The 24,547-nt window shown below is 34.6% G+C and carries 24 protein-coding genes; 16 read left to right on the top strand and 8 right to left on the bottom strand.

Annotated elements, in window-relative coordinates:
• Positions 1–39 precede the first annotated feature (39 nt).
• Both LACWKB10_RS10110 and LACWKB10_RS04100 read left to right on the top strand, forming a co-directional pair.
• Positions 40–231, top strand: a complete 192-nt coding sequence (locus tag LACWKB10_RS10110; RefSeq protein ID WP_152560557.1) for a helix-turn-helix domain-containing protein — start codon at positions 40–42, stop codon at positions 229–231.
• Positions 232–248: 17 nt separating this feature from the next.
• Complete coding sequence (locus LACWKB10_RS04100; RefSeq protein WP_081945339.1) at positions 249–872, top strand: hypothetical protein; 624 nt, start codon at positions 249–251, stop codon at positions 870–872.
• A gap of 137 nt (positions 873–1,009) precedes the next feature.
• On the opposite strand, the gene LACWKB10_RS04095 is transcribed toward LACWKB10_RS04100, so the two are convergent.
• A complete protein-coding gene (locus LACWKB10_RS04095) occupies positions 1,010–1,264 on the bottom strand; it encodes a hypothetical protein (protein WP_034979012.1) in 255 nt (84 codons plus the stop codon).
• Positions 1,265–1,935: 671 nt separating this feature from the next.
• Here LACWKB10_RS04095 and LACWKB10_RS04090 point away from each other — a divergent pair.
• The 9 genes from LACWKB10_RS04090 (at position 1,936) to LACWKB10_RS04050 (ending at position 13,053) form a co-directional block, all read left to right on the top strand.
• Positions 1,936–3,528 carry an ABC transporter ATP-binding protein gene (locus tag LACWKB10_RS04090; protein WP_034979011.1) on the top strand — a complete coding sequence of 531 codons (1,593 nt, stop codon included), beginning with the start codon at positions 1,936–1,938 and terminating at the stop codon, positions 3,526–3,528.
• A 139-nt stretch (positions 3,529–3,667) separates the two neighbouring features.
• A complete protein-coding gene (locus LACWKB10_RS04085) occupies positions 3,668–4,516 on the top strand; it encodes a helix-turn-helix domain-containing protein (protein WP_052060280.1) in 849 nt (282 codons plus the stop codon).
• Between the two features lie 525 nt (positions 4,517–5,041).
• Positions 5,042–6,511: a hypothetical protein gene (locus LACWKB10_RS04080; RefSeq protein ID WP_034979010.1), complete on the top strand. Its 1,470-nt coding sequence runs from the start codon at positions 5,042–5,044 to the stop codon at positions 6,509–6,511.
• 413 nt (positions 6,512–6,924) lie between these two features.
• Positions 6,925–8,127, top strand: coding sequence for an ABC transporter substrate-binding protein (locus tag LACWKB10_RS04075; RefSeq protein WP_122051836.1), 1,203 nt, complete (start codon positions 6,925–6,927; stop codon positions 8,125–8,127).
• 27 nt (positions 8,128–8,154) lie between these two features.
• Positions 8,155–9,033, top strand: a complete 879-nt coding sequence (locus LACWKB10_RS04070; protein WP_034979008.1) for a branched-chain amino acid ABC transporter permease — start codon at positions 8,155–8,157, stop codon at positions 9,031–9,033.
• Positions 9,034–9,041: 8 nt separating this feature from the next.
• The gene (locus tag LACWKB10_RS04065; RefSeq protein WP_034979007.1) at positions 9,042–9,998 is read left to right on the top strand and encodes a branched-chain amino acid ABC transporter permease; all 957 of its coding nucleotides are present in this window, start codon (positions 9,042–9,044) and stop codon (positions 9,996–9,998) included.
• A gap of 2 nt (positions 9,999–10,000) precedes the next feature.
• Positions 10,001–10,783, top strand: a complete 783-nt coding sequence (locus tag LACWKB10_RS04060) for an ABC transporter ATP-binding protein (RefSeq protein WP_034979004.1) — start codon at positions 10,001–10,003, stop codon at positions 10,781–10,783.
• On the top strand, positions 10,784–11,494 hold the full coding sequence (locus LACWKB10_RS04055) for an ABC transporter ATP-binding protein (RefSeq protein WP_034979002.1): 711 nt from the start codon (positions 10,784–10,786) through the stop codon (positions 11,492–11,494). It abuts the gene before it with no gap.
• Positions 11,495–11,850: 356 nt separating this feature from the next.
• Positions 11,851–13,053 carry an ABC transporter substrate-binding protein gene (locus LACWKB10_RS04050; protein WP_141639339.1) on the top strand — a complete coding sequence of 401 codons (1,203 nt, stop codon included), beginning with the start codon at positions 11,851–11,853 and terminating at the stop codon, positions 13,051–13,053.
• A 118-nt stretch (positions 13,054–13,171) separates the two neighbouring features.
• On the opposite strand, the gene LACWKB10_RS04045 is transcribed toward LACWKB10_RS04050, so the two are convergent.
• Genes LACWKB10_RS04045 through LACWKB10_RS04035 form a run of 3 tightly spaced genes read right to left on the bottom strand, consistent with a single transcriptional unit; the run spans position 13,172 to position 15,345 of the window.
• Positions 13,172–13,981: a bifunctional 2-polyprenyl-6-hydroxyphenol methylase/3-demethylubiquinol 3-O-methyltransferase UbiG gene (locus tag LACWKB10_RS04045; protein WP_052060279.1), complete on the bottom strand. Its 810-nt coding sequence runs from the start codon at positions 13,979–13,981 to the stop codon at positions 13,172–13,174.
• Positions 13,982–14,007: 26 nt separating this feature from the next.
• On the bottom strand, positions 14,008–14,652 hold the full coding sequence (locus LACWKB10_RS04040; RefSeq protein ID WP_034978998.1) for a histidine phosphatase family protein: 645 nt from the start codon (positions 14,650–14,652) through the stop codon (positions 14,008–14,010).
• 24 nt (positions 14,653–14,676) lie between these two features.
• Positions 14,677–15,345: a M57 family metalloprotease gene (locus LACWKB10_RS04035; RefSeq protein WP_052060278.1), complete on the bottom strand. Its 669-nt coding sequence runs from the start codon at positions 15,343–15,345 to the stop codon at positions 14,677–14,679.
• Between the two features lie 203 nt (positions 15,346–15,548).
• On the opposite strand from LACWKB10_RS04035, the gene helD reads away from it, so the two are divergent.
• Complete coding sequence (gene helD / locus LACWKB10_RS04030) at positions 15,549–17,843, top strand: RNA polymerase recycling motor HelD (RefSeq protein ID WP_034978996.1); 2,295 nt, start codon at positions 15,549–15,551, stop codon at positions 17,841–17,843.
• 9 nt (positions 17,844–17,852) lie between these two features.
• The gene (locus tag LACWKB10_RS04025) at positions 17,853–18,302 is read left to right on the top strand and encodes a GNAT family N-acetyltransferase (RefSeq protein WP_034978994.1); all 450 of its coding nucleotides are present in this window, start codon (positions 17,853–17,855) and stop codon (positions 18,300–18,302) included.
• Positions 18,303–18,317: 15 nt separating this feature from the next.
• On the opposite strand, the gene LACWKB10_RS04020 is transcribed toward LACWKB10_RS04025, so the two are convergent.
• Positions 18,318–18,890 carry an SGNH/GDSL hydrolase family protein gene (locus LACWKB10_RS04020; RefSeq protein ID WP_034978993.1) on the bottom strand — a complete coding sequence of 191 codons (573 nt, stop codon included), beginning with the start codon at positions 18,888–18,890 and terminating at the stop codon, positions 18,318–18,320.
• A gap of 95 nt (positions 18,891–18,985) precedes the next feature.
• Between LACWKB10_RS04020 and coaA the strand changes: the two genes are divergently transcribed.
• The 3 genes from coaA (at position 18,986) to efp (ending at position 21,734) form a co-directional block, all read left to right on the top strand.
• Entirely contained in the window at positions 18,986–19,900 is a 915-nt protein-coding gene (gene coaA, locus LACWKB10_RS04015; protein WP_034978991.1) for a type I pantothenate kinase, read from the top strand.
• Between the two features lie 74 nt (positions 19,901–19,974).
• The gene (locus LACWKB10_RS04010) at positions 19,975–20,964 is read left to right on the top strand and encodes an ornithine cyclodeaminase (protein WP_034978988.1); all 990 of its coding nucleotides are present in this window, start codon (positions 19,975–19,977) and stop codon (positions 20,962–20,964) included.
• A 197-nt stretch (positions 20,965–21,161) separates the two neighbouring features.
• On the top strand, positions 21,162–21,734 hold the full coding sequence (gene efp, locus LACWKB10_RS04005) for an elongation factor P (protein ID WP_034978986.1): 573 nt from the start codon (positions 21,162–21,164) through the stop codon (positions 21,732–21,734).
• 84 nt (positions 21,735–21,818) lie between these two features.
• On the opposite strand, the gene LACWKB10_RS04000 is transcribed toward efp, so the two are convergent.
• The 3 genes from LACWKB10_RS04000 to LACWKB10_RS03990 all read right to left on the bottom strand — a co-directional run bounded on the left by LACWKB10_RS04000 (position 21,819) and on the right by LACWKB10_RS03990 (position 24,150).
• On the bottom strand, positions 21,819–22,361 hold the full coding sequence (locus tag LACWKB10_RS04000; protein ID WP_152560556.1) for an AraC family transcriptional regulator: 543 nt from the start codon (positions 22,359–22,361) through the stop codon (positions 21,819–21,821).
• Between the two features lie 83 nt (positions 22,362–22,444).
• Positions 22,445–22,696, bottom strand: coding sequence for a hypothetical protein (locus LACWKB10_RS03995; RefSeq protein ID WP_034978981.1), 252 nt, complete (start codon positions 22,694–22,696; stop codon positions 22,445–22,447).
• A gap of 11 nt (positions 22,697–22,707) precedes the next feature.
• Positions 22,708–24,150 (bottom strand): sugar porter family MFS transporter, encoded by a 1,443-nt coding sequence (locus tag LACWKB10_RS03990; RefSeq protein WP_034978979.1) that lies wholly within the window; start codon positions 24,148–24,150, stop codon positions 22,708–22,710.
• Between the last annotated feature and the right edge of the window lie 397 nt (positions 24,151–24,547).

Raw genomic sequence — 24,547 nt, 5'->3', positions numbered from 1 at the left:
AATGTCATATTTGACAGTTTAAAGTTAGAAGGAATAAAAATGACAATTGGGGAGTTGCTAAAAGATTATCGGATAAGTCAAAGAAAAACACAGAAACAATGGGCAAAAGATGTGATAAGCCCTTCATTCTATGCGAAAGTAGAAAAAAATTTAAGTCGGATTTCTGCCGAAGATTTAATTGAATTGCTACATTCTAATCAGATTCCAGTGATTGATTTTTCAATAAATTAAATCAAAAAGATAAGTCGATTAATCAACAAGAATTAGAAATAAATCGACTTATTAATGAAGCATATTACCAAAATTCAAAAAAAGAGTTGCAACAAATACGAGATGTAGTTGCTGAAGGTGAATTGCCTAATAAAAATGATGAATTACTTCTTATTGATGCCTATATTGCGGTAATTAGTAAAGACCTTACAATGCTAGATAAAGAAGTTATAGACAGAATGAAAGAAAAAGTTTTTAATATTTCTAATTTTGATGAAGATGGATTAATTATGTACTGTAATTTCATGAGCTTTTATGATTTGAATAGCAACTTATTGCTATCTAAAAGGATAATAAAACAGCTTGTTGGATCAAGCAGTGTCAGAATACAAGAAAAAATTTTGGCTATCATTATCAATATGCTGATTTTTTGCATTAGAAATAAGCGATTTGAAGAAACTGAGTCATTTGTTAATTATGCGGATCAAATAAAAACAAAACCGGAGGTATTCTTTTATAAGCTGCTGATACCAGCATTTTATAATATAGTTAAATATCAAGATAATCATGATAAAAAATATCTGGATGAAACAGAGATAATAATTGAAAGTATCAAATTAGCAGGAATGCCAGATTATGGTAAGGAGTTAGAAGAGTTTTAGTTGCAAATAAATAGACTTAAAAATGTCATATTTTATTTTGAAGTAACCCTCAAATTTAGGACAAATTTGGGGGTATTTTTATGTCTAAATTATTTAAACAAGATAAAATTGAGATCTGTCATCTTTGGCACAGCTAATTAATTTGCTTTTGCTAATTTTTTGGCATTTCTGAAGAATATTATCCACTCATAAATACATGCAATAACCGTTATTAGATAATCATACCAATGAAAAGCTTTTGAAAAGCCTACTAGAGAGAGAACAAACACGGCAATCAACGCTAAACTAAAAAATATAGGTTTAGCAATCGCCATATTATACTTAATAAGCCAAGTATCAATTGGCAGAAGCTCTAAAGCTAAAATAATTATTATTACTAAAGTAGTATTCATGTTATAGTCACACCTTTTAAATTATTTTAAAGATAAATAAATATGATTGTTCGTGCAGTCCAGTAAGCGACTGTCTTGTCAAAGTGTAAATATACAAAAAGGCAGTCCACTGGATTGCCTAGACGTCTAGTACGCCTCTTTCGCATGCAAAGATCGCACTTTATTTCTTCTACTGAAATTATAGCATAAGAACACATGATAGAATAGTGAAGTACGCCTTTCGATCCTCCCCGAAAAAAGGTGATAGCATGGGAAGGGTTGTACTTTTATTTCTTCTGAAGTGTTTACTACTAACCAGTCTAACGCCTGCATTGCGCAAGCTAGGACAAGATTTTGATAAATTAGCCAATTTAATCGAAAAGATGCTTCGGTTATTTAAGTAGTAATCAGAAAGAAATGGACTTTTGTCCTACCTCTTTTTGATTACTGCTTTATTTTTTATGTACCTTTTAAAGTTGCTAGCTACTTGGATTTAGCTCTACTTCAATTAATATACTATGTTAATCTACTTTGGTATAGGTGAAAGTCGATAGGAAATAAATTCTGTTAGCTTTTGGATTTGTCATATCCACCTTATTTGCGTCAAATATGACAGTTTTATTAATAAAAATAAAAAGGCAATTATATTATTTATATAAATAACGAAGGTTTTTTGAAAGGAAAAGAAAATCATGGTTTATAAATATTATTCGCATTTTAAGTTTTTTTGTTTAAATATTTTTGGATTAATTTCCAGTATGCAGAATATTGTTACAGCATACATTGTTGGTTCGTTAATTAATTTGTCAACAGCTAAAAATTTTGCAGCTATTCCAGTCTTTTTTGGTAAAAATATTTTGTTATTGATCTTAATTTTAGTCGCCACTTTAATTTTTGATTATCTTAAAGCAGACGCTGCTAAGCAGGTCAATACTAAGTTAAGGCTTAAAGTGATGAGGGGTATGCTCTCGGATGAGCAAGAAGATGCTTCTAATTTAGGTTTTTTAACTAATGATTTTAAACTTTTGGAAACAAATCGCTATGATGCTGAAATAGGAATTCTGATTTATTCATACACCGTCGTATTTGCTATGGCATTCGCTTTGTATCTAAATTGGCAGCTTACAATAATATTTTTTATTGGTTCGGTTATACCAACAATTGTTTCCACCTTTTTCCAAAAGCCTATTCAAAATGCTGCAGAAGCTTGGACAAATGCTAATGATAAATATGTTAATCAAACTAAAAATTTGTTATCTGGTACTGCTACCTTTAATTTATATGATAAGCAGGATAATGCAGTTAAACAAAATCAGTATAAAGTTAACCAATTAGAAGAAAAATTAGCCAAGATGAATGTGCTTAATACTAATACCAGTGCTTTTCTTAATGCAATTGCAATTATGGGTACTTATTTATTGCCGTTTGCAATTGGTATTGCATTAGTAATTAAAGGTCAAACTACTTTAGGTGCTCTTTTTGCAATAACGCAATTATCTAATTCATTTGTAAATCCAATTTTACAAATTTTGCAAGAACGAAATAATTTGTCTACTACAAAGCCAATTGTTCGAAAGATAAAGCAATATATACAAAAAGCAGATAATGTGGAGCGTGAACAAACCAATGATCCTACATTTAATGAACTACAAGTGCAAGACCTAGATTTAATGCGTCAGGATAAGGTATTAGCACAACATATTAATCTTGATATTAAGTCTGGCCAAAAAGTTGCGGTCATCGGACCCTCAGGATCAGGGAAATCTACGATGTTACAGTTTCTAATGTATGGTAAGTATGGTAAATCTAAAAAAATTATACTTGATCATAACGAAGTAGCGGCAGGATCGTTTACTAAGTTGTTTGCCTATTCCAGCCAGAGTGCAGTTATTTTTTCTGATACGCTTTGGTTTAATCTAACTCTAGGAGCCAATATAGCTAAAGAAAAAGTTCTTGAGGTATGTCAAGGACTACAGTTAGGACAATTAATTAAAGAAAAGGGATTTGATTATCAATTAGGTGACAATGCAGATCAACTATCTGGTGGCCAATTGTCCAGAATTGAGGTGGCACGGGCTATTTTAGCCAATCGACCAATTTTATTACTGGATGAAATTAATGCTTCACTTGATAAAACTTCATCAAAGGCAATTCACCAATATATTTTTGATTCAAACTTTACTTTTGTTGAAGTTATTCATCATTACGATCCAGAAGAACTGCAAAAGTATGATGTAGTTGTTGATTTTAATCAATACCAATTTAACGATAAGAGCCTGTCGTAGTCAGATAGATAATAACCCAATTTACCTCAGCATTATATAATCTTTATTTTTAATTTTATGATACTTTTATATTTTTTGATTATAATAAAATTAAAAAGTGTAATATTTGATAGTTAATCAAATAGTTGAGGAAATTTAAATGACAATTGGTGAATTACTAAAAGACTATCGCATTCAGCAAAAGAAAACACAAAGGCAATGGGTTAATGATGTGGTAAGCCCGTCATTTTATGCAAAAGTTGAAAAAAATTTAAGCAGCATTTCAGCAGATAATTTAATTGAGCTATTAAACGTTAACAAAATTTCATTAACTGATTTTTTTGGTAAGTTAAACCACCAGGCGAAGACCGTACATGACGAGAACCTAGAGATTGATAGAATGGTTAATGAAGCGTATTATCAAAATTCTGTGCATGATCTGCAACAAATACGAAATTTTGTTGCGGAAAGTGATTTTCCAAATAAAGAAGATAAATTAGATATAATTGATATCTTTATTGCAATAATTAACAAAAATCTTTCCAGTATTGATAGTGGCGTTATAGATAGATTGAAAGAAAGAACGTTTGATGTTTCTCATTTTAATTCTGATAGTTTAAGACTGTACTGCAACCTTATGAGTTTTTATGATTTAGATAGTAATTTATTGATTTCAAAAAGAGTAATACGTCAGTTTATTGGCTCGAGTAGCATTGATATTCAAAAGTTAGTTTTGTCTATAATTATTAATATGATGATTTTGTGTATTCGTAACAAAAGATTTGAAGAAACAGAATTTTATATTAGTAGTGAAAAACAAATCAAAACAAAACCAGATATATTTTTTTATAAGACTATTGCTCCAGCTTATGAGAATATAATCAAATATCATTATGACCAAGATCCCAAGTGTCTTGATAAAGTACAAACAATAACTGCAAGTGTGAAAATTGCTGGTATGCCCAGTTATGGTAAAGAACTTGAAGAACTAATGATTGCTAATAAATAAAATTTTTAAATGTCATATTAAACCATTAAGAGTTAAATATGACATTTTTTATATGCTTATATAAAATTGTAATAAACTAGAAGTAAATAGAAAGGAGTAAGAAAATTGAAAATTTATTACATAAATTAATTCTTATTGGGCTCAATTTAGATTAATTAGAAACATGGGAAAAATGTTTTGTAAGTTAAGCGAAGATTTAAAAATTATGTCTAAAGTAGATGATCATATTTATGAAGCATTTGTAGATGGATTATTTATAAAGTTTAGACCGGAAAAAAATTATAAAGATAAGTAAATTTTCTATAAAGAAATATGATAGGAAAAATGTTTTAAAAATAGCGATCAAGCTGGAGGAAATTGATACTAACAAAAAGCAATATTTAAAAAAGAATAATGGTTTAAAAAGCAAATATTAAAATATGTTCAAGAAACTGTTCAGGTCATTTAAAAAATGACAGCGCTAATTATAATTAAGTTAAAAGGTGGTCTGCTTGAAGGAGCTGAACAGAAAGTTTGGTGATCTTGATGCAAAAATTAAAAAATATGCGTGTTGGACTGATAGAACTTTGTGCGACATTTATTATTGGCGGTTTGATGATAATCGCCGGCATTATTTTAGGGTTGGATTTAGCTTCCTTAATTATTAAGTTATTTAGCGGTTTAATAAAACCAAATGTGCCGAATTTTAACGTCATTAACAGTTTCCTGCGGATAAATTCAGGCATGCAAGTGGCTATGTTACTGGCGGTTCTAATAATTGTTGGTGGTATAATAGTAACTTATAATTTAACCAGAACAATTTTAAAAAGTGTAGCTGCAAAAGAAGTTGAACCTGCAGTTCTTCAAAAACATTCAGGACTAAGAATAATTGAAATGATTTTAGGGTTGGTACTAGTAGTATCCGGCTATTTCATATTGAACTTGCCCATCCAAAGTCTGTTTAATCCTTTATTACCGGCATTTGTCACAATCGTGGCGGGTACTTATTTAATTTGTTACTCGTTATTAAGCTTGCTGCCTGCAACTTGGTTTAACAAAATTAAGTTAACTAAAGGAAAAACGCTGCTGGGACTTCATCATTATGCTGGCGTTTTTACTATCATTTCCTTACTTTTCGCCTTGACTATGGGCGCTCTTGCTTTAGGTCATGACGTTAATGCTTTTCCCCAAGATATTAAAAGGGGAACTTATTATGATGGTGTAATTGCCAGCAACACCGCCAATATTAAAAACGATGTGGCACAACTAAAAATTAAAAAGCAGCAAACTTACCATTATAAAGAAACAAAAGGGCACTTTTATTTTGTTCGTGATGAGCTGGCAGATAATCCAATTAAGTACGTCAGAAATACCGGCAGACGCAATTTTCAAGTCAAATCAATCAAGTTAGACCAATTGAATAAAAATTCTCTAGCGGGTACCAGTTTTCGCGAACTCGTTCCCAACGGTTTTAAAAATAAAACAATTGCACTTTGTTCAACTGCAGAATTAAATAAGGTTAAAGGCAATACTAAATATCTGACTTTGGTGCAGCTAAACAGTTTTGATAAAGACTGGCCATTTTTATTAAAAATTGAACATAAACAGGCTCAAAGTAGTCTTACCTATAGTCGTCTCTATAGCAGCTCGAAGGCGGCTACTTATCAGCTGATATTGGGGATGAGTAAAGAAATGAAGATCTTGGGCTACTCACTGGCATTTGTATTTGGTGCAAGCCTGATTGCGATCTTGATAATAGTAGTCAAAGCTGCTAAACGAGATCAGAAATTTACGAATGAAAGACTGGCTCAAAGAACATGGCAGAGCAAAACAGGGCTTTTATTCTTTATTCCCGCAATATTTGGGGTCTTTGATGTTTTGTTTGGCTTGAGATTTTTTGATCAGGTTTTGCCAACAGCATATTATGAAGTTTGGCTGCCAATAGTGCTCATGATTATAAGTTATTTCGTTTTATACGTCATTGTTGCATTTTGGCGAAAAAAAGCTGTATTTTAAAAAATCTAATTAGTAAAACGCACGCCGTCAACAGCGTGCGTTTGTTTTCACAGGCAAAGCAACAAAATTAATAAAAAATACTGAGAACTTAGATAAAAAAATTGCAAAATTTTCTTGACATGCTAATGTTCTTTTTTTATAATTCTAAGTATTAAATTAAATTTTGGGAGGCGATTTTAATGAAAGCTAAATATTTAAGTAAACGAACTAACATTAAAAATATTATTGCCCAGAGTTTAATTGCCTTGTTGTTGTCGTCTAGGACTTAGCATGATTAAATTACTTTTAGTGATTTTACATGAAAAGCCCTTGTTTGCGTCTTAATGAATGGGGCTTATCTAATAACTGATCTAAGCCTCATTCATTAAATGAATGAGGTTTTTAGTTACCAGACTATTGAAAAGGAGAAAATGATGGGTAAATTTTCAAAAAGATTGTTGCGTGTTCTGACAGTGGGAATGGCTGGCTTGGCACTAGCTGGCTGCTCAGTTGCAAAAAGTGGGGGGAGCAAGGGTACACACCAAGATAAAGATGTTGTCAAGGTTGGTATTAACATTGAGCTGTCTGGTACTGCTGCTGGATATGGCAGTGCTGAAAAGCAAGGTATAGTATTAGCAGCTTCTGAAATTAATAAAGCCGGTGGAATTAACGTCAACGGGCATAAAAAGAAGCTTAAATTGCTTATCCGTGATAATAAATCCGCAATAGCTACTTCGGCTTCGGTTGCTGCACAACTGGCAACTAAGGATAAAGTGGCAGCAGTTATAGGGCCAGCTACTACTAATTGTGGTACTGCTGAAATTCCTAATATTACCAAGGCTTCTGTTCCCGGCATTAGTCCATCTGCAACAGATCCAAACTATACCAGACAGAAAAATGGCAAGGTTCAGCCTTACGTCTTTAGAGCTTGTTTCCAGGATACTTTCCAAGGAAAGAGCGCTGCTAAATTTGTCACCGACAAATTGAAAGCCAAACGAGTAGCAGTTTATGCTGATAACTCCAGTGACTATGGTACTGGTTTAGCAAAAGCCTTTAAAGATACTTATAAAGGCAAGATAGTTGATAGTCAAACCTATTCTGCAGGTGATAAAGATTTCAATGCTGTTTTAACTTCATTTAAATCTAAGAAAATCGATGCTATTTATGTACCGGGCTACTACACAGAGTTGGGTTTGATCATCAAACAAGCACGGCAAATGGGTATTAAAGCTCCAATCGTTGGTGGTGACGGTATGTGTGACCCTAAACTTGTTCAAATATCAGGTGCTAAAAATGCAACCAATATTTACTACACTACACCATTTTCAACTAATGTAGCTGCCAAGAATCCAGATTCAAAAGCTGCTAAGTTTATCAAAGCATATAAAGCTCGCTACCATGCAGATGCACCTACATTTTCAGCATTAGCATACGATGCAGTTTACTTAGTAAAAACTGCTATTGAAGAACAAAAATCAGATGATTCGGTTAAAATTACTGAAGGTCTAGCTAAGATTAAAGACTTTGACGGTGTTACTGGCAGAATTACCATGGACAAATTCCACAATCCAGAAATGCCAATTGCTATTGAAAAATTGACTAACGGTAAAGTAAGCGACTCATTCCGTGTTGAGTAAATAAGAAAATGAAAGGAGTGCTTAAATTTGCAAACAGTTTTACAGCAAATCATTAACGCCTTGTCACTGGGTTCGATTTATGCCCTGTTGGCTTTAGGCTACAGCATGGTTTATGGCATTATTAATTTAATTAACTTTGCTCACGGCGATATTTATATGCTAGGTGCATTCTTTGCCTACTATGTGATTAATGCTTGGCATTTTAACTTTATTACAGCACTGCTTTCTGCAATGATTATTGGTGCAGTTTCAGGCGTAGTGATTGAGTATTTTGCTTACCGGCCACTACGTAAGTCGCCTCGTATAGCTGTACTGATTACGGCTATCGGCGTATCGTTTTTACTGGAAAATGGCATGTCATACTTTGTAGGATCAAATGCTCGCAGCTTCCCCCAAGTAATTGAACAGGTTAATTACAATATCGGTGGAGTGCAAATTTCAAATGTTCAGATTTTGATTTTGGCTACTGCTTTAATCTTGATGGTTTCATTGCAGGTCATTATTCAAAAGACCAAAATGGGTCGGGCAATGCGTGCAGTATCCGTAGATCCTGCTGCCGCTGAATTAGTTGGTGTTAATGTTAATCATACGATTTCATTTACCTTTGCTTTAGGTTCGGCTTTAGCCGGTGCTGCAGGTATTTTAATTGGAATGTATTACAACCAAATCGATCCTTTAATGGGCATGACACCAGGAATTAAAGCCTTTGTTGCTGCTGTGCTTGGTGGAATCGGCTCAGTGCCAGGAGCTTCTATTGGTGGCTTCTTAATCGGTATCTTGGAAACATTTTTCCAGTCTATCGGTTTGTCGGCATATAAAGACTCAGTTGTTTATCTAGTATTAATAGTCATTTTGCTTTTCTTACCTGCTGGTATTTTTGGCAAAAATGCTAAAGAGAAGGTGTAGGTGGCAAAATGAAATCTAATTGGAAATACATTTTGTCGTGGCTGTTATTAATGGTAGGCGGCTTTTACTTAATCAATGCGTTGATTATGGTTGGCGTGATAGATGATTTTATTGAAAACATGCTGGTTACGATTGGAATAAATATTATCTTAGCTACCGGTTTAAACCTCATTATCGGTTTTAGTGGTCAATTTTCTCTGGGTCATGCCGGTTTCATGGCAATTGGAGCATACGCTACCGCGATTATTACTCAACGCATGAGTAGCGAAGCTGGCTTTTTAATCTCAATGCTCGTAGGTGTGCTGATAGCCATTGTAATTGCTGCAGTTATTGGTACGGCAACTTTCATTCGTTTAAAGGGTGACTATTTAGCAATCGCAACTCTAGGAGCAGCTGAAATTATCCGCAATGTCATTAATAATTTGAAAATTACTGGTGGAGCGGCAGGGTTATATAATATCCCTCAACTATGCTCATGGCCGACTGTTTATATCTTGGTTTGTGTGACCACAATCATTTTGACAAACTTTATTCGCTCAAAAGATGGTCGGGCAATTAAAGCTGTTCGTGAAGACGAAATTGCTGCTGAAGCAATGGGTATTAATACTACTAAATGGAAGCTGGCTGCTTTCGTTTTAGGTGGTGCAACTGCTGCAATAGCTGGCAGTCTTCATGCCTCATTCTTGCAGACAATATCACCTTCAAACTTTGGCATTATGGAATCAATCTCTATCTTAGTTATTGTTGTTTTGGGTGGTGTTGGCAGTATGACTGGCACGTTTGTTGCAGCGATTGTTTTAGGCGTTTTAGATACCGTTTTACAAAGTTTCGGTGCGTTAAGGATGGTCATCTATGCTATAGTTCTGATACTAATCATGATTTTCAAGCCATCAGGACTTTTAGGTAACTGGGAATTCTCCCTTAAAAATTTAACCCGCCATTTTGGCAAAAAGGAAAGGAGCTAGATATGTCACACTTATTAGATGTTGACCACGTAGTGCGCAAGTTTGGTGGGTTAACTGCAGTTAATGATGTCTCACTTCATCTGGATAAGCACGAACTAGTTGCCTTGATTGGTCCTAATGGTGCAGGTAAAACCACTTTATTCAACTTGCTAACTGGAATGGTGCAAGTTACTAGTGGAAAGATCAACTTGCAAGTTGATGATAAAAATTATGATTTGACGCATAAAAGTGCTGTGCAAATTGCAGACTTAGGTTTATCCCGTACATTTCAAAATATTCGCTTATTTAAAGACTTAACTGTTATGGATAATGTCCTGACTGCAATGACAAATGAATACAAAGAAAACTTTTTAACAACAGTTTTTCGTTTACCCAGTTTTTATAAAACGGAAAAGGAAATGAAAGAAGCTGCGCAAAAGCTATTAGCAATCTTTGATTTAACGGATAATGAACAAACTTTGGCTAAGAACTTGCCCTACGGAACACAAAGACGCTTGGAAATAGTACGTGCTTTGGCTACTCACCCGCAGATTCTTTTCCTTGATGAACCTGCTGCTGGTATGAACCCAGAAGAAACAGCGGATTTGACTAATCTTATTAAGTATATTCAGAAGGAATTTCAGATCACAGTTTTGTTAATTGAGCATGACATGTCTTTAGTTATGAACCTGGCTGAAAGAATTTATGTACTTGATCAAGGCGAGATATTGGCTACCGGATCTCCTGAAGAAATCAAGGCAAATCCTAAAGTTGTTGAAGCATATCTAGGAGAGGGTGATGACTAGATGGCAATGTTAGAAGTTCGTGACCTGTCTGTAAATTATGGTGTTATTCAAGCTGTTAAGAATGTCAGTTTTGAAATTAACCAAGGTGAAATCGTAACGCTAATCGGAGCTAATGGAGCTGGTAAGTCAACTATTGTTAAGACAATTTCTGGCTTGTTGAAACCCAAAAGTGGTCAAATTTTCTACCTTGGTGAAGAAATAGATCACAAAAGTGCTCCGCAAATTGTCAGCGCGGGTATCTCCCAAGTAGCAGAAGGTCGGCATATTTTTGCCGGGATGACCGTAATGGAGAATCTGCAGATGGGTGCGTTTTTGCAAAAGAATCATGATGAAGTTTCAAAAACATACAAAGATATTTTTGAACGCTTTCCAATTTTGCAGAAAAGACGTAATCAGGATGCAGCTACCTTGTCAGGTGGTGAGCAGCAAATGTTGGCCATGGGTCGTGCCTTAATGGCAAAGCCAAAATTGTTGCTGCTTGATGAACCATCAATGGGTTTGTCACCCCTGTATATTCAAGAAATATTTAAAATTATTAAAGAACTAAACGAAAAAGGTACAACTATTTTGTTGATAGAACAAAATGCTAAACAAGCTCTATCTATTGCCGATCGTGGTTATGTATTGGCGACAGGAGTAGTGCAATTAAGTGGTACTGGTCAAGAATTGTTGGCTAACCCGGAAGTACAGAAAGTATATTTTGGTGGTTAGTGGTAATCAAGTTGTTGTAATGGCAATGATGTTAATTCATTGTTGAGTCACATAGTGAAAACTGTAGGGTTTACATAAAATTTTGAGGAGGTAATTACGATGGAAACGAAATATTTTAAACAAAAAAGTAATATGAATATCTTTCAAACTCAGGATTTAGTTGCCTTGTTGTTGGAGCGCAGGACTTAACATACATGAATTACGTGATGTAATTTAGTAGTTAAGCCCTAGTTTGCGTGTCAATGATTGGGGTTTAACTAACTGATAATTTAAGCCTCATTCATTGATTTGAATGAGGCTTTTTTGTGGTCAATTTTAGTTAAAGAATAGAAAGAATAGTTAGAAGGAACAAGATGATGGATAATATTAGTGGTATTAAAAAAATAATGAATGTTGTAATCACTGGCATGGCAGCTTTTATGCTGGCAGGCTGTACTGTTGCTAAAAGCAGTAGTGGGGATGGAACTAAGCAAGATAAAGATTCAGTCAAAATTGGCGTCAACATGGAGTTGTCTGGAGCTGCAGCTGGTTATGGCAACGCTCAAAAGCAAGGTATTCAATTAGCAGTTAGTGAAATTAATAAAAAAGGCGGCATTGATGTTAATGGTCGTAAGAAAAAAATCAAACTGATCATGCGTGACAATAAAACTGCTATTTCTACTTCTGCTTCAGTTGCAGCTCAATTAGCTACAAAAGAAAAGGTAGCGGCAATTGTAGGACCAGCAACTACTAATGCCGGCACAGCCGAAATTCCTAATATCACTAAAGCTAAGGTACCAAGTGTCAGCCCTTCAGCGACAGATCCAAATTACACTTTACAAAAGAATGGTAAAGTTCAGCCATTTGTTTTTAGAGCATGTTACCAAAATAATTTTCAGGGCGGTAGTGCAGCCAAGTTCGTAATGAATAACATTAAGGCAAAGAGAGTGGCTGTCTATACTGACAATTCAAGTGACTATGGTAACGGTCTTGCTAAAGCATTTAAGAAAACTTATAAAGGCAAGATAGTTGATAGTCAAACATTTTCAGAGGGTGACAAAGATTTTAACGCTGTATTAACTTCGTTTAAAGCTAAGAAAGTCGATGCTATTTACGTTCCTGGCTACTACACTGAAGTTGGCTTAATAATTAAGCAAGCGCGTCAAATTGGAATTAAGGCACCAATTGTCGGTAGTGATGGCATGGCTGATCCGAAGCTGGTACAGATTGCTGGTGCTAAAAATGCAAGTAAAATCTACTATACTACGCCATTTTCAACACAGGTAGCTGCCAAGGATCCAACTGCTTCTAAATTTATGCGTGATTTCAAGAACCGCTACCATGAAGAAGCACCAACTTTTTCTGCTTTAGCTTATGATGCGGTATATATGATTAAAGAAGCAATCGAAAATGAAAAATCTGATGATTCTGCAAAAATCACGAAGGGTCTGGAACAAATTAAAGATTTTACTGGCGTAACTGGGAAAATCACTGTAGATAAAGATCATAATCCTGAGAAACCAATTGCTGTAGAAGAATTAATTAATGGTAAAGTGGGTAAAACTTTTAAAATTGAATAAGACTTATTTTTAGGGAATAAAAAGGTTAGCTTTGCTAGCAAAGCTAACCTTTTTGATTGTATTAATACTGATTTTACAATTTTTGTGCAACTACTGAAAAAGTCAATGGAATCTGTGGTTAATCAGCTGGAAGTACCCAACCTTCTTGGTTTTTATCATAGATTAGTGATGGCAAAGACTTCCAATCACTAATTTTATGCTCTCCTACGTTTTTAATAGTTAAACCAGCAGCAATTAATGAATTAATAATTTCTGCAAAATCATGAGCCCAATTATGGTTTGTCTGATGCTTTATTTTGCCATTAGAGTTTGGTGTGTATGAAGCATCTGATTCATAAGTGATTTCAGTGCCGCTAAAGTAACCCAACTTAATTTCTAACCCGGCATTATCGAGTGCAAACAACAAAGGGTGATTGTCACGAATCATAAAAATTCCACCAGGAGCTAGGAGTTGAGCAATCGATTCTGCCCATGATTTTAATTCTGGCAGCCAAGTAATTGTACCTGCACTAGTCACAATTATGTCAAATTGTCCTAATTTTTCCGGGATAGCTTCTGCGGCATAGCGAGCATCACCTTCAACGTAAGTAATTGATGTGTTAGCCTCTTGAGCCAACTTGCGTGCATACTTTAGGGCAGCAGGTGAAAAGTCCAGACCGTAAACGTCTTTAGCTCCTAAGCGCGCCCAACTGAGCGTATCATCTCCAATATGACACTGCAAATGCAGTAGCCGCTTATTTTCAACTGAATTATGAGTCAAAAATGGTTTGAGTACGTCCAAATCACGTTTAACAGTTGTAGTTACAGCATTTTGGTCTTTAGCAAACTGAGTAAGATCGCCATAGCCACCATTTGCATGTACATCAGCGCGATCATTCCAGTTATTCAAGTTGTCAGCAACGTCAGACATATCATTTTTTGATTTCATAAAATGTTCTCCTGTTAATTGAGCCATCAGAGCTTTAATTTGTCATATGAAACAACTTTTTTCTCTTGCTCTGTCATATTCATCACTGTAATTGAAGCATTACGAGGTCGTTCTTTAATATCAAAATCGCTGTATCGATCTGCAATACTATGAATGGTAAAGCCGTGAGTTACGAGCAAAATATTTTCAGCTCCATCTAATTGACTGATTAATTTAAATCCCTTATTTATTCTGTGCCAATATTCTTTAGCATTTTCTGCGTCATGAAAAGGATCGGCTTCTTTAATCCAGTCTTTCACTGTGTCTAATGATTCATTTTTGAGCATTTCAGCATGGCTTTTATAACCGTGAGGACCACTGATCATTTGCCAAGCAGCATCTGAATCCATACCCTCAAAATAGCCGTAAAAATGTTCACGGAAAAAAGGAGTTGCGATATGTTGAATTTCATCACGGTTAACATTGTGTTTAATAATGATATCACAAGTGTCGCTGGCTCTTTTCATATCACTTGATAATGCAATATCAAAAGGCACATTTTTTAAAGCTTCACCAACTTGGTCAGCACCTGCTATTCCTTTTTCTGTTAGTGGCGTATCACACCAGCCTTGCATCTTGTTATAGCGGTTAATAAAGGTTTCACCGTGACGCACTATATATATTCTTTTCATTTTACTCCTCACAAATCTAATTTTTTATTCTTTGTATAACTTTTGAACATTTTCAACGTCGACAGGCTCAATTGGATACAAAGAACCGGTAGGATACATTACAGACACTCCATTATTATGTTTTAGTCCGATTGCATGTCCCAATTCATGTTCTACAGTATTTAAAATACGTTGGTAAGTATAACTATATGGTGAAAAATTCTGTAAGTAATAAATATTTAACCTGGTAACTGCGGAATACATGATTCCGGTTTTCACGTAATAATGAAAAGTAGTATAACCCGCATAATTGGTATTGGGGCTGTAAACCTGTTCAATCACGATATTAGCTTTTTTCTTGTTTTTGGTTTCAGTAAAAGTAAAGGCCTTGGTATCATTCCATGCATCAATTGCATCTTTAGTAGCTGAAATTAATTCTTCATTATCATTAAGATCAATGTAAACAGTGGCTTTAGGCTTTTTCCAGTGCCAAGAAGAAGCTATAGCAGCTGTATTCTTTTTCTTGGTCTTTTTAGTTTTCTTTGTTTTCTTTTTAGCTTTTTTTGCCTTTTTAGCAGTTTTCTTGGCATAAACAGTCTGAGAAGGCCAACTGAATACAGAATTATCAGCAATCGGAGCAATTGTACTTTCAATTGTAAAAGTTACAACCAGCGCACATGCTAATTTTGATAAAAAATGACAAAATTTTTTCATACCTTAATCAACTCCATTACCTTACATTATATAGGAAAAGTAGAAAAAGTTTCATAATTTACTGACTTTAACACATAAAATTATAATCGTTATCAGGAAATTTTTGCAGATTTCACTGTTTAGCAAAAAACGAATCCAAGGTTTTAATATAAACCGATTTCATGGTAAAATAGAATGCAAGTTTTGGAAAATTAGGTGAGTTTATGACAAAAGCGATGGATGATAGAGAATTTGAGCAAAAGCATCTTGATAAGATTTTAAAAATGATACGGGCTAAAAAAGCCGAGTTGTCCTCGTCAATTAAGTCCGCTGAAGGAGAGGCCCAAGATCTTAATTCACACTTTTTTGATGATGTAAAATTAGATTATGACGGCTATTCAACATCTATGGAGACTGCGTTGTCTATTCACCAGCAACAGCAACTGCTTGATGAACGTCAAAATGCTTGGCAGCATGCCGCAAAGCAACTAAGCACTGTTCAAAAATTAGAGCAAAAGCCATATTTTGCCAGAGTAGATTTTAAAGAAACCAATGAAAAACCGGAAACTATTTATATTGGTCTAGGTTCTTTTGCAGACAAAAATAATCATTTTTTGATTTATGATTGGCGGGCACCAATTTCATCAATTTATTATGATGGTAAGATTGGTAAGGTTTCTTATATGTCACCTGAAGGTGAAATTACCGTTGATATGACCAAAAAGCGGCAGTTCATGATTGAAAACGGCAAGATTATTAACATGTTTGACACCAATGAGTCTATTGGTGATCAGATGCTGCTGGAAGTTTTAGGTGAAAAATCCGGCACGCAAATGAAATCAATTGTGACAACGATTCAGCGTGAGCAGAACAAAATCATTAGGAACACCAGTGCAGACTTATTGTTTGTTCAAGGAGCGGCAGGCTCTGGTAAAACTTCTGCAATATTACAGAGGATTGCCTATCTGCTGTATCGCTATCGTGGCAACCTTACCAGTAGTGACGTCATCATGTTTAGTCCTAATCAATTGTTTAATGATTATATAAAAAATGTTTTGCCCGAGATGGGTGAACAAAATATGGTACAAATGACATACTGGCAATTTGTAGCAAGAAGACTACCGGGAATGACTGTTGAAAATTTATTTGATCAATTTGAAGACAGCAAAGCTGATTCTGCAATTAGTCAATTTAAGGATTCAACAAATTTCTTTAATTTGCTGCACCATTATGCTAAACACCTCAATAATCGAGGCGTAATTTTTAAAAATATTTACTTCCGCAATAAAAAGAAACCATTTTTTACAAAAGAAAAAATCAGTGAACTCTATTATTCATTTAATTCCAATTATAATTTGAGCAATAGAATTGATGCTACGCGAGAAGGATTAATAAAATCACTCAATCGCAAGATTAACAGCGAAACTAAAAAGGCCTGGGTGTCAGACGCCATCCAAAATCTTAGTCAAGAGCAGCTAAATGCTTTATATGATCGTCCAGACCAGGAGTTTGAATCAGAGGAAAAAGAAGAAAAATTCCTCAGTCGTAAAATTGTCGTGAAGGCACTTGATAAAGTTTTCCAGCAAATTAGACGGAATAATTTTATTAATATGCGTGCACAATATTTGAACTTTTTACGTGCTGTTCCTAAAATGACTGACCTAAGTAAATGGCGAATTGAAGAAGCAGATTGGCAAAAACATATCGAAGAAGTTAAGCAAAGTTTTATGAAGCATTATATTCATATGAATGATGTTTCGGCCTACTTATATCTTTATGATCTGATGACAGGCCGTCATGTAGATTATGAAATGCGTTATGCTTTTATTGACGAGATTCAGGATTATACGCCGTTTCAACTTTGCTATCTGAAATATAATTTTCCTCGCGCTAAATTCACGATGTTGGGTGATTTAAACCAGGCTATTTTTACCAAAGATGAAAGTAGAAGTCTGCTTAAGCAGATCAGTGGTTTATTTGATCCTGAAAAAACTGATGTTGTCCAATTAACTAAATCTTATCGTTCAACAAAACAGTTGACTGAATTTACCAAGCAAATCCTGCGACAGGGTGAAAAAATTGAATCGTTTAACCGTCAGGGTCCTAAACCAGCTCTGTGGCAACGTTCTGATGATACTGCTACAATCAAGGTTTTGGAACAAATATTAGATGAAAATACTCAGGCTAACATGACAACTGCAATTATTACCAAGGACTTGGCTAGTGCAAAAATTGTGGCAGAAAAGCTTAAAGAAGACAAAGTGAAAGCAACGCTAATTGCTACTGCCAATCAGCGCTTAGTTGACGGCACATTGGTCATCCCGTCATATTTAGCTAAGGGTCTCGAATTTGATGCCGTTATTATGTGGGCTGCCTCAAAAGAAAACTATCATCGCATTGATGAAACGCAGCTTGTATACACAATAACTTCTCGGGCGATGTACAAGCTTGATATTATTTATACTAACGAAAAGAGTCCACTTCTGGAAGTAGACCCGAAAACTTATATAGAAAAGTAGGAAGATTTTATGACTGACAGTGAAAAATTTACCTTCAGACGGGTTGCGCAAATGACAGGACGCGAAATGTTTTGTGTAGCTCGTTTACGAATAGATACGTTTGTAACCGAGCAGGAAATAACAGTACCAGAGCTTGATGACCAAGATTTAGACTCAATTCAGGTTTATTTGCTTAATGCAGAAAAAACAAATGCACTGGCCGTTTGTCGTATTTTTCAAGAAAATGGTAAGTGGATGTTAGGCAGAGTAGCAGTAGCTGCAGCAGCCCGTGGGCAAAAATTAGGAACCAAAATGATGAAGCATGTTCATGAATACCTGCATAATCAGGGTGCTGACCGACTTTATTGTCATGCACAATGGCAGGCAAAACCGTTTTATGATTTTTTAGGCTATCACACTGAAGGTGAGCCATTTGTAGAGGCTGGCATTAAGCATGTTATGATGTATAAAGATTTATAAAAATGATAACTTGCACTATATTTGTGCAAGTTTTTCTTTAATTGCCGTCACTACCAGATTTATTAAAATTCGATTTCCGATAGGTGTGAGATGTTGTCCATCTTCTTGATAATACGAAGATAAATTTTTCAACGGACAAAAGTTGGCGATTAAGTTAATAAAGGGGATATTATACTTGCGAGCACAATCTGCAGCAATTTGATTGTATACTTTCATATCTTCAAGATTATAGTATTGCATGATGTACTTGTTATTAGGATCTTCATAAGATGGACCTGCAATAATCATTTTAGCGCTACCGATATTTTCAACCATGTAATTCAGGTTCTTAGCATAATCAATGCTGCTAATGCCCCAATCACTTGACATGTCGTTTGTACCGTATTCGAGTACCACTATGTCGGCATCTTGCGGAATTAAATTTAGACGCTTCTTGCCTTCAGCAGTAGTGGCGCCACTTAAAGATAAGTTTATAATTTGCACATTTGCGCCTAATTCTTTTTGCACGCCAGTAGTTATGACATTAGTATCACGGCCAGCATGGTAGCCATTAAATAAAGAATCGCCAAATAGAATTATCTTTTTCATAGTTTTGCCTTTCTTTTTGATTAGAAGAATTAATTAGGAGACTTTATACTTTTATTTTACTATATTAAAGAACATAGAAATTTAAGGATATTAGAATGAAAAATTATTTACAATTTAACAGGGAAAAATGGCAGTCTTTTTCTGCCACTGAATCAGTTAAGATTACTAAAGAAGAACTGGCAAAGATAAAATCTTTAGGAGATATTATTAATTTAACTGATGTTCAAGAAGTTTACAGCAGTTTAATTAAGTATCTTTATTTAGTTTATCAAGGTAAACGGTCTCTGCAGCAAAAGCAAAGCGAGTTTTTGCAGCAGAAAGTTGCCAGCGCGCCTTTTATTATTGGTATTTCCGGTTCAGTAGCAGTGGGTAAATCTACCACAGCCAGACTTTTACAATTATTGCTTAGCCGGACATATCCTGATTTGAAAGTACACCTGATGACCACAGACGGTTTTATTTATTCTAATCAGGAATTAGAAAGACGTAATCTGACTGACCGTAAGGGCTTTCCTGAAAGTTATAATATGAAATTGCTTACCGACTTTCTGCAAGATGTATTGAGTGGCAAAAAAGATATTGTTTACCCACTTTATTCTCAGGAATTAAGTGACATTGTGCCTGGGGATTATGGCCATGTTTGTGAACCCGATATTTTAATTATTGAGGGCATTAATACGCTGCAGTTGCCAACCAATGGTCAAATTGTGACAAGTGACTTTTTTGATTTTTCAATTTATATTGATGCTCCTGAGGATCTGATTGAAAAGTGGTTTATGCAGCGTTTCGTCAGGGTAATGGAACTAAATAAAAATAATCCGCATAATTTTTATTATGAGATGGCTAATGGTCCCAGGGATGAAGCCTTAAAGTTTGCAGAGGAAACTTGGCAAATGGTGAACTTGGTCAACTTACGTGAATATATTGCTCCAACAAAGCAACGCGCCAATTTAATTTTGCATAAAACTGCAGGTCATGTTATTGATCAGATTTATCTTAAACAAATCTAATGTGTACCTTTACAAAGAGTAACTTATAATGGGCTTTGAAAGTGTGAAGTTAAAAGTAAATACAGGAGGAACAAATGTTACTGTTAAACAGAAGTGATATTGAAAAATGTTATTCCTTAAAAGACTGCATTGATGCAGTGGCCGATGCTTTTAAATATTTTTCTGCCGGTAAAGTAGACGTGCCGTTAAGAACTCAGATTCTTAAGCAAAATGGTAAAGATACCTTTTTGTGTATGCCGGCTTTTTGTGAAGAGTATGATGCGGCATGTGTGAAAGTGTTAAACATGTTTCCTGAAAATATTAATCAAGGCTTGCCTTCAATTAATGCTCAGGTGTTAAATATTGATACCAAAACTGGAGTAGTTAATGCTATTTTGGATGGTAATTATGTTACCCAATTGCGCACAGGTTCTGCTTCTGGCGTGGCGCTGAAATATTTGGCAAAAAAGAAATGCAGAAAAGGTGCATTAATTGGTACGGGAGGTCAAGCTGCTACACAGCTTGAAGCAATGCTGATCGTACGTGACTTAGATGAAGTTGCAGTCAGCGACCTTGATTTTGAACGTGCCCAAAAGTTTGCTGGGAAAATGCAAGAACAATTAGCGCAATACCATACCAAAATAACTGCAGTTAAGACAGGAAATGAAGCCGTGAAGGATGCAGATGTGATTATTACTGTTACGCCGTCAACTAAACCGGTTTATGATGCTCAATTTATTAAAAAAGGGGCAACTATCTGCGGCGTTGGTGCTTATCAGCCACAAATGGAAGAAACCCCAGCTGAATTAGTCGCTAAAGCAAATAAAATTTACTTTGACTCTAAAGATGCCGTTTTAGCAGAATCTGGCGACATAATTATTCCGTTAAATAAGGGCATGGTTTCAAATACTAGCTTTACTGGTGAGATCGGTCAAGTGATTAGTGGTGACTTAATTGGGCGTGAAAACGATAACGAAATAATTTTCTTTGAAACTGTTGGCATTGCTGCTCAAGACCTGATGGCAACGAAGTCTATTTATGATAAAGCCGCAAGGCAAAATGTAGGCACACAAGTTAATATGTAATTTCACTACAAATAAATATTTGGTTTATATTAAAATCATAAACCACTGATTTAGTGGTGTTGATAAAGTCCAAATTTTGTTATACTAATCATTATGAATGAGATTTATTTACTATTAATTAAAAAATTTGCTTTACCTCCAGCGTGGTTTTCTTAAAATCAGTAATTAATTCAGAAATAGATTTAAAGGAGTAAAAAATGGTACAAGCAATTAACTTAAAAAAGGGTATGGTCTTTAGTCAAGATGGCAAACTAATTCGTGTTTTAAAGGCTAATCACCATAAACCGGGAAAAGGCAATACAGTTATGCAAATGGATTTGCGTAATGTTGAAAGTGGTGCTGTGGTTCATAAAACTATGCGTCCAACCGAGAAAGTAGATTTAGTCGAAATCACCAAGAAAAATGCGCAGTATCTTTATAATGAAGGTGATATTTATACTTTCATGGATACTGAAACTTATGAACAATATGAGGTTTCAGCAGAACAACTCGGTGATGATAAACTTTACCTGATGCCTAATATTGAGGTTCAATTGGAGTTTGCTAATGACAGCAAGCTGCTTGGTGTAGAATTACCATCAACTGTCACAATGAAAGTAGCTCATACTGAACCGGGCATTAAAGGCGCTACTGTTACCGGTTCCGGCAAACCAGCTACTATGGAAACAGGTTTGGTAGTCCAAGTTCCCGACTTCATTAAGGAAGGTGAAGAACTGGTTATCAATACTGCAGAGGGTGCCTACAAGTCAAGAGCCGAAGGTGGCAAGTAATTTTTTAAAGATAAAATATAAGCTAACAAAGCACTTCACAAAATTATTAGTGAAGTGCTTTGTTTTTGATGTTTAAGTTAAAAATTAGTAATACTTTTTTCTGAACTGCCCAGGTGACATGCCTGTTGCTTCCTTAATTTTTTTATATAAATGGGATGCATCTGTGAATCCAGAAGATACAGCTATTTTTTCTAAGGGAATGGTTTTGTCTTTTACAAGTAAACTTTCAGCCTCCTTTATTCGTATTTTTAATAAATAATTGTGAAGACTCAAACCGGTATATTTCTTAAAATCACGTGCTAATTGTGAGGGACTCATTGAGCACTGTAAAGCAATGTCATTGATAGTGATTTTCTTATAGTAATTCTGATCCATATATTTAATAGCAATTTTAATATAATTGGGAGCAGAATGAAATTCACTGGAATGATTAGTAAGTTCGTGCTCTTGAGTAGCAAATAGGTCACAAACTAAACTGTAGGTTAGATTGGATAAAAAGGGATCATTTGTACCATCATAGTTTGTGGAAATTAACCGAAAAATTCGACTAAATAAGTTTTCAGTATTTTTGTACGGTGTAAAGACCGGAAGAGCGTTTTCAATAACTTCATTGAAAATCTTTTGCATAAAAGGACTGTTAAAGTGTAGAAAATAAAAATCACTATCTGTTACAGCCTTATAATAATTAAATTCTTTACAATCTAACAAAACTATTTGTTGCTTCGCAATGAACACCTGGTTACGAAAAAAAATTCCATTTCTCCCTTTTTGATATATATTATTAAAAAAGAATCCATAAAATCTCTTTTTACTTTATACGGGTATGTTACTTGATATTCTGCCCCAAACATAGGGTAAAAGAATATTTCATGTGCTAAATCGCTAGGATTATTAAAATAAATTCCTTTTTCTATAGTAACGCCACACTCATTTTGGGGAATAAAATCCGAGTATTTATTCATTTTGTTCCCTCTTATTTATCTGAACTTCGATTTATATGACGATTCTGAAAACAAGATTGAAGTTCTTCAAGAGATTTTCCTCTTGTTTCAGGGATAAATTTAATCGCATAAAATAGCGAAAAGATGTTTAGTATAGTAAATACAATAAAGGTATTACTAAAGCCAATATTAGTCAATAATATTGGGAATATATAACCTACTAAAAAATTCGATAGCCATAAAAAGAAAGTCGCAATTCCCATAGCCATCCCACGAATACTTTGTGGAAAAATTTCTGACAGAAGGACCCAAACAATGGGTGAAACTCCTCCTTGGAAAAACATAAGAAAAATAGCCATCAATAAAAGCATAACATATGGGAAAATTGGACTTTTAATTAATACCACCGAAAGTATGCTGATTGTCAACATCGTTATAGTAGTTCCACAAATTGCAGTTATTACCATTTTCCGTCTATCTATTTTGCCCATTAAATGGATACTGGCAATGGTTGCAAGAGTTGATATGACACCGTTACTAATATTTGCAATTAAAGCAGCAGAATGGCTAAACCCGGCATTGCTTAAAACAGTTGTGCCATAAAACATAATTATGTTTATACCAATAGCCTGTTGCATTACACCCAATCCAATACCAATCAATATCAGACGACGAATCCAGGGAATTTTTAAATCCTTAAAGGTAGCCTTTTTTTGTTTGCTGCTTAAAGCTAAAGACTGTTTAATTCTGACAATTTCAGCTTTTGCATCTTCTTTATTGTTACGAATCTTCTCCAAAACTGAAAGTGCCTGATCGTTTTGGTGTTTAGTTACTAACCACCTTGGCGATTCAGGTACTTTATGAATGCCAAATAAAAGCAAAATTTCCGGTATAAGACCCACAGCCAGCATGTATCTCCAAATACCACGATAGCTTCCCAGCATTACCCCAAATAATGCATTGATTATATAAGACAGTAATTGCCCGCTTACAATCATCAGTTCATGATGATTAACAAATTTGCCCCGTATTTCAGGTGTAGATAATTCTGCAAGAAAAACGGGACTAATGACTGACTCTGCACCAACGGCTAGCCCTAATAAAAAACGACATAAAATCATTACTAATGCATTTGGTGCAAAAGTACAACCTAAAGTGCCAAGAATAAAGATCCAGGCGGAATACATTAAAACTTTTTTTCTACCAAAATAATCTGAAAGTTTGCCTCCAATGACTGCACCAAAAGCAGCGCCTAGAGTGATACCACTAGTAACCAAACCTTCATCTGAAGCATTTAAATTAAGCTGGTCAGGTTTACTCATGAAAGAGAGAGACCCATTTGTGGCTCCAGTATCTATACCAAATAGCAAGCCACCTAAAGTAATTATCCAACCATAACGTTGTAATCTTTTTTGCTTATCTTTATTTATGTATACATCTGTTTGATTGGGAGATGTATCTTGTTCATTGTTCATTGAATCACCATATTCCTAATTTTAAAAAATCAAGTTATAAGTGATGCAATAACCAAAAATAGGCTCGTGAGTAATTTTTATCATTTTTTACATGCTATTTCAAGGGTATTCATTTTTTAAAAGAAAAATAAATATAATGAAAACCGCAACACATAAGAGATAAAAGAAGCTTATATGTTTTTAAAATATTTGTTAATGAAAGAGCAAACTTGATCAAAAAATACTTTTTTACTTAATAAAAAGATTAAAAGTACATTTTTTAAGCATGAAAATACATCCTTCTAATTTAAAATTGCTTTTTTAGCAGCGTAAAAACTACTTTTTTAAAAATATTTTATATATATTTTATTTATTAATATTATTATTAATACTAACAAAAAAGCTTTTTTATGCTTCT

The sequence above is a fragment of the Lactobacillus sp. wkB10 genome, assembly GCF_000760615.1.
Taxonomy (GTDB): domain Bacteria; phylum Bacillota; class Bacilli; order Lactobacillales; family Lactobacillaceae; genus Lactobacillus; species Lactobacillus huangpiensis.
This window is presented reverse-complemented; position numbering and strand designations above follow the sequence as displayed.

Bases quoted from the DNA above. Each gene is read 5' to 3' on its own strand.
- LACWKB10_RS10110 (WP_152560557.1), top strand. From the start codon at position 40: ATGACAATTGGGGAGTTGCTAAAAGATTATCGGATAAGTCAAAGAAAA.
- LACWKB10_RS04095 (WP_034979012.1), bottom strand. From the start codon at position 1,264: ATGAATACTACTTTAGTAATAATAATTATTTTAGCTTTAGAGCTTCTG.
- LACWKB10_RS04090 (WP_034979011.1), top strand. From the start codon at position 1,936: ATGGTTTATAAATATTATTCGCATTTTAAGTTTTTTTGTTTAAATATT.
- LACWKB10_RS04085 (WP_052060280.1), top strand. From the start codon at position 3,668: ATGACAATTGGTGAATTACTAAAAGACTATCGCATTCAGCAAAAGAAA.
- LACWKB10_RS04080 (WP_034979010.1), top strand. From the start codon at position 5,042: ATGCAAAAATTAAAAAATATGCGTGTTGGACTGATAGAACTTTGTGCG.
- LACWKB10_RS04075 (WP_122051836.1), top strand. From the start codon at position 6,925: ATGGGTAAATTTTCAAAAAGATTGTTGCGTGTTCTGACAGTGGGAATG.
- LACWKB10_RS04065 (WP_034979007.1), top strand. From the start codon at position 9,042: ATGAAATCTAATTGGAAATACATTTTGTCGTGGCTGTTATTAATGGTA.
- LACWKB10_RS04060 (WP_034979004.1), top strand. From the start codon at position 10,001: ATGTCACACTTATTAGATGTTGACCACGTAGTGCGCAAGTTTGGTGGG.
- LACWKB10_RS04055 (WP_034979002.1), top strand. From the start codon at position 10,784: ATGGCAATGTTAGAAGTTCGTGACCTGTCTGTAAATTATGGTGTTATT.
- LACWKB10_RS04050 (WP_141639339.1), top strand. From the start codon at position 11,851: ATGGATAATATTAGTGGTATTAAAAAAATAATGAATGTTGTAATCACT.
- LACWKB10_RS04045 (WP_052060279.1), bottom strand. From the start codon at position 13,981: ATGAAATCAAAAAATGATATGTCTGACGTTGCTGACAACTTGAATAAC.
- LACWKB10_RS04040 (WP_034978998.1), bottom strand. From the start codon at position 14,652: ATGAAAAGAATATATATAGTGCGTCACGGTGAAACCTTTATTAACCGC.
- LACWKB10_RS04035 (WP_052060278.1), bottom strand. From the start codon at position 15,345: ATGAAAAAATTTTGTCATTTTTTATCAAAATTAGCATGTGCGCTGGTT.
- helD (WP_034978996.1), top strand. From the start codon at position 15,549: ATGACAAAAGCGATGGATGATAGAGAATTTGAGCAAAAGCATCTTGAT.
- LACWKB10_RS04025 (WP_034978994.1), top strand. From the start codon at position 17,853: ATGACTGACAGTGAAAAATTTACCTTCAGACGGGTTGCGCAAATGACA.
- LACWKB10_RS04020 (WP_034978993.1), bottom strand. From the start codon at position 18,890: ATGAAAAAGATAATTCTATTTGGCGATTCTTTATTTAATGGCTACCAT.
- coaA (WP_034978991.1), top strand. From the start codon at position 18,986: ATGAAAAATTATTTACAATTTAACAGGGAAAAATGGCAGTCTTTTTCT.
- LACWKB10_RS04010 (WP_034978988.1), top strand. From the start codon at position 19,975: ATGTTACTGTTAAACAGAAGTGATATTGAAAAATGTTATTCCTTAAAA.
- efp (WP_034978986.1), top strand. From the start codon at position 21,162: ATGGTACAAGCAATTAACTTAAAAAAGGGTATGGTCTTTAGTCAAGAT.
- LACWKB10_RS04000 (WP_152560556.1), bottom strand. From the start codon at position 22,361: ATGCAAAAGATTTTCAATGAAGTTATTGAAAACGCTCTTCCGGTCTTT.
- LACWKB10_RS03995 (WP_034978981.1), bottom strand. From the start codon at position 22,696: ATGAATAAATACTCGGATTTTATTCCCCAAAATGAGTGTGGCGTTACT.
- LACWKB10_RS03990 (WP_034978979.1), bottom strand. From the start codon at position 24,150: ATGAACAATGAACAAGATACATCTCCCAATCAAACAGATGTATACATA.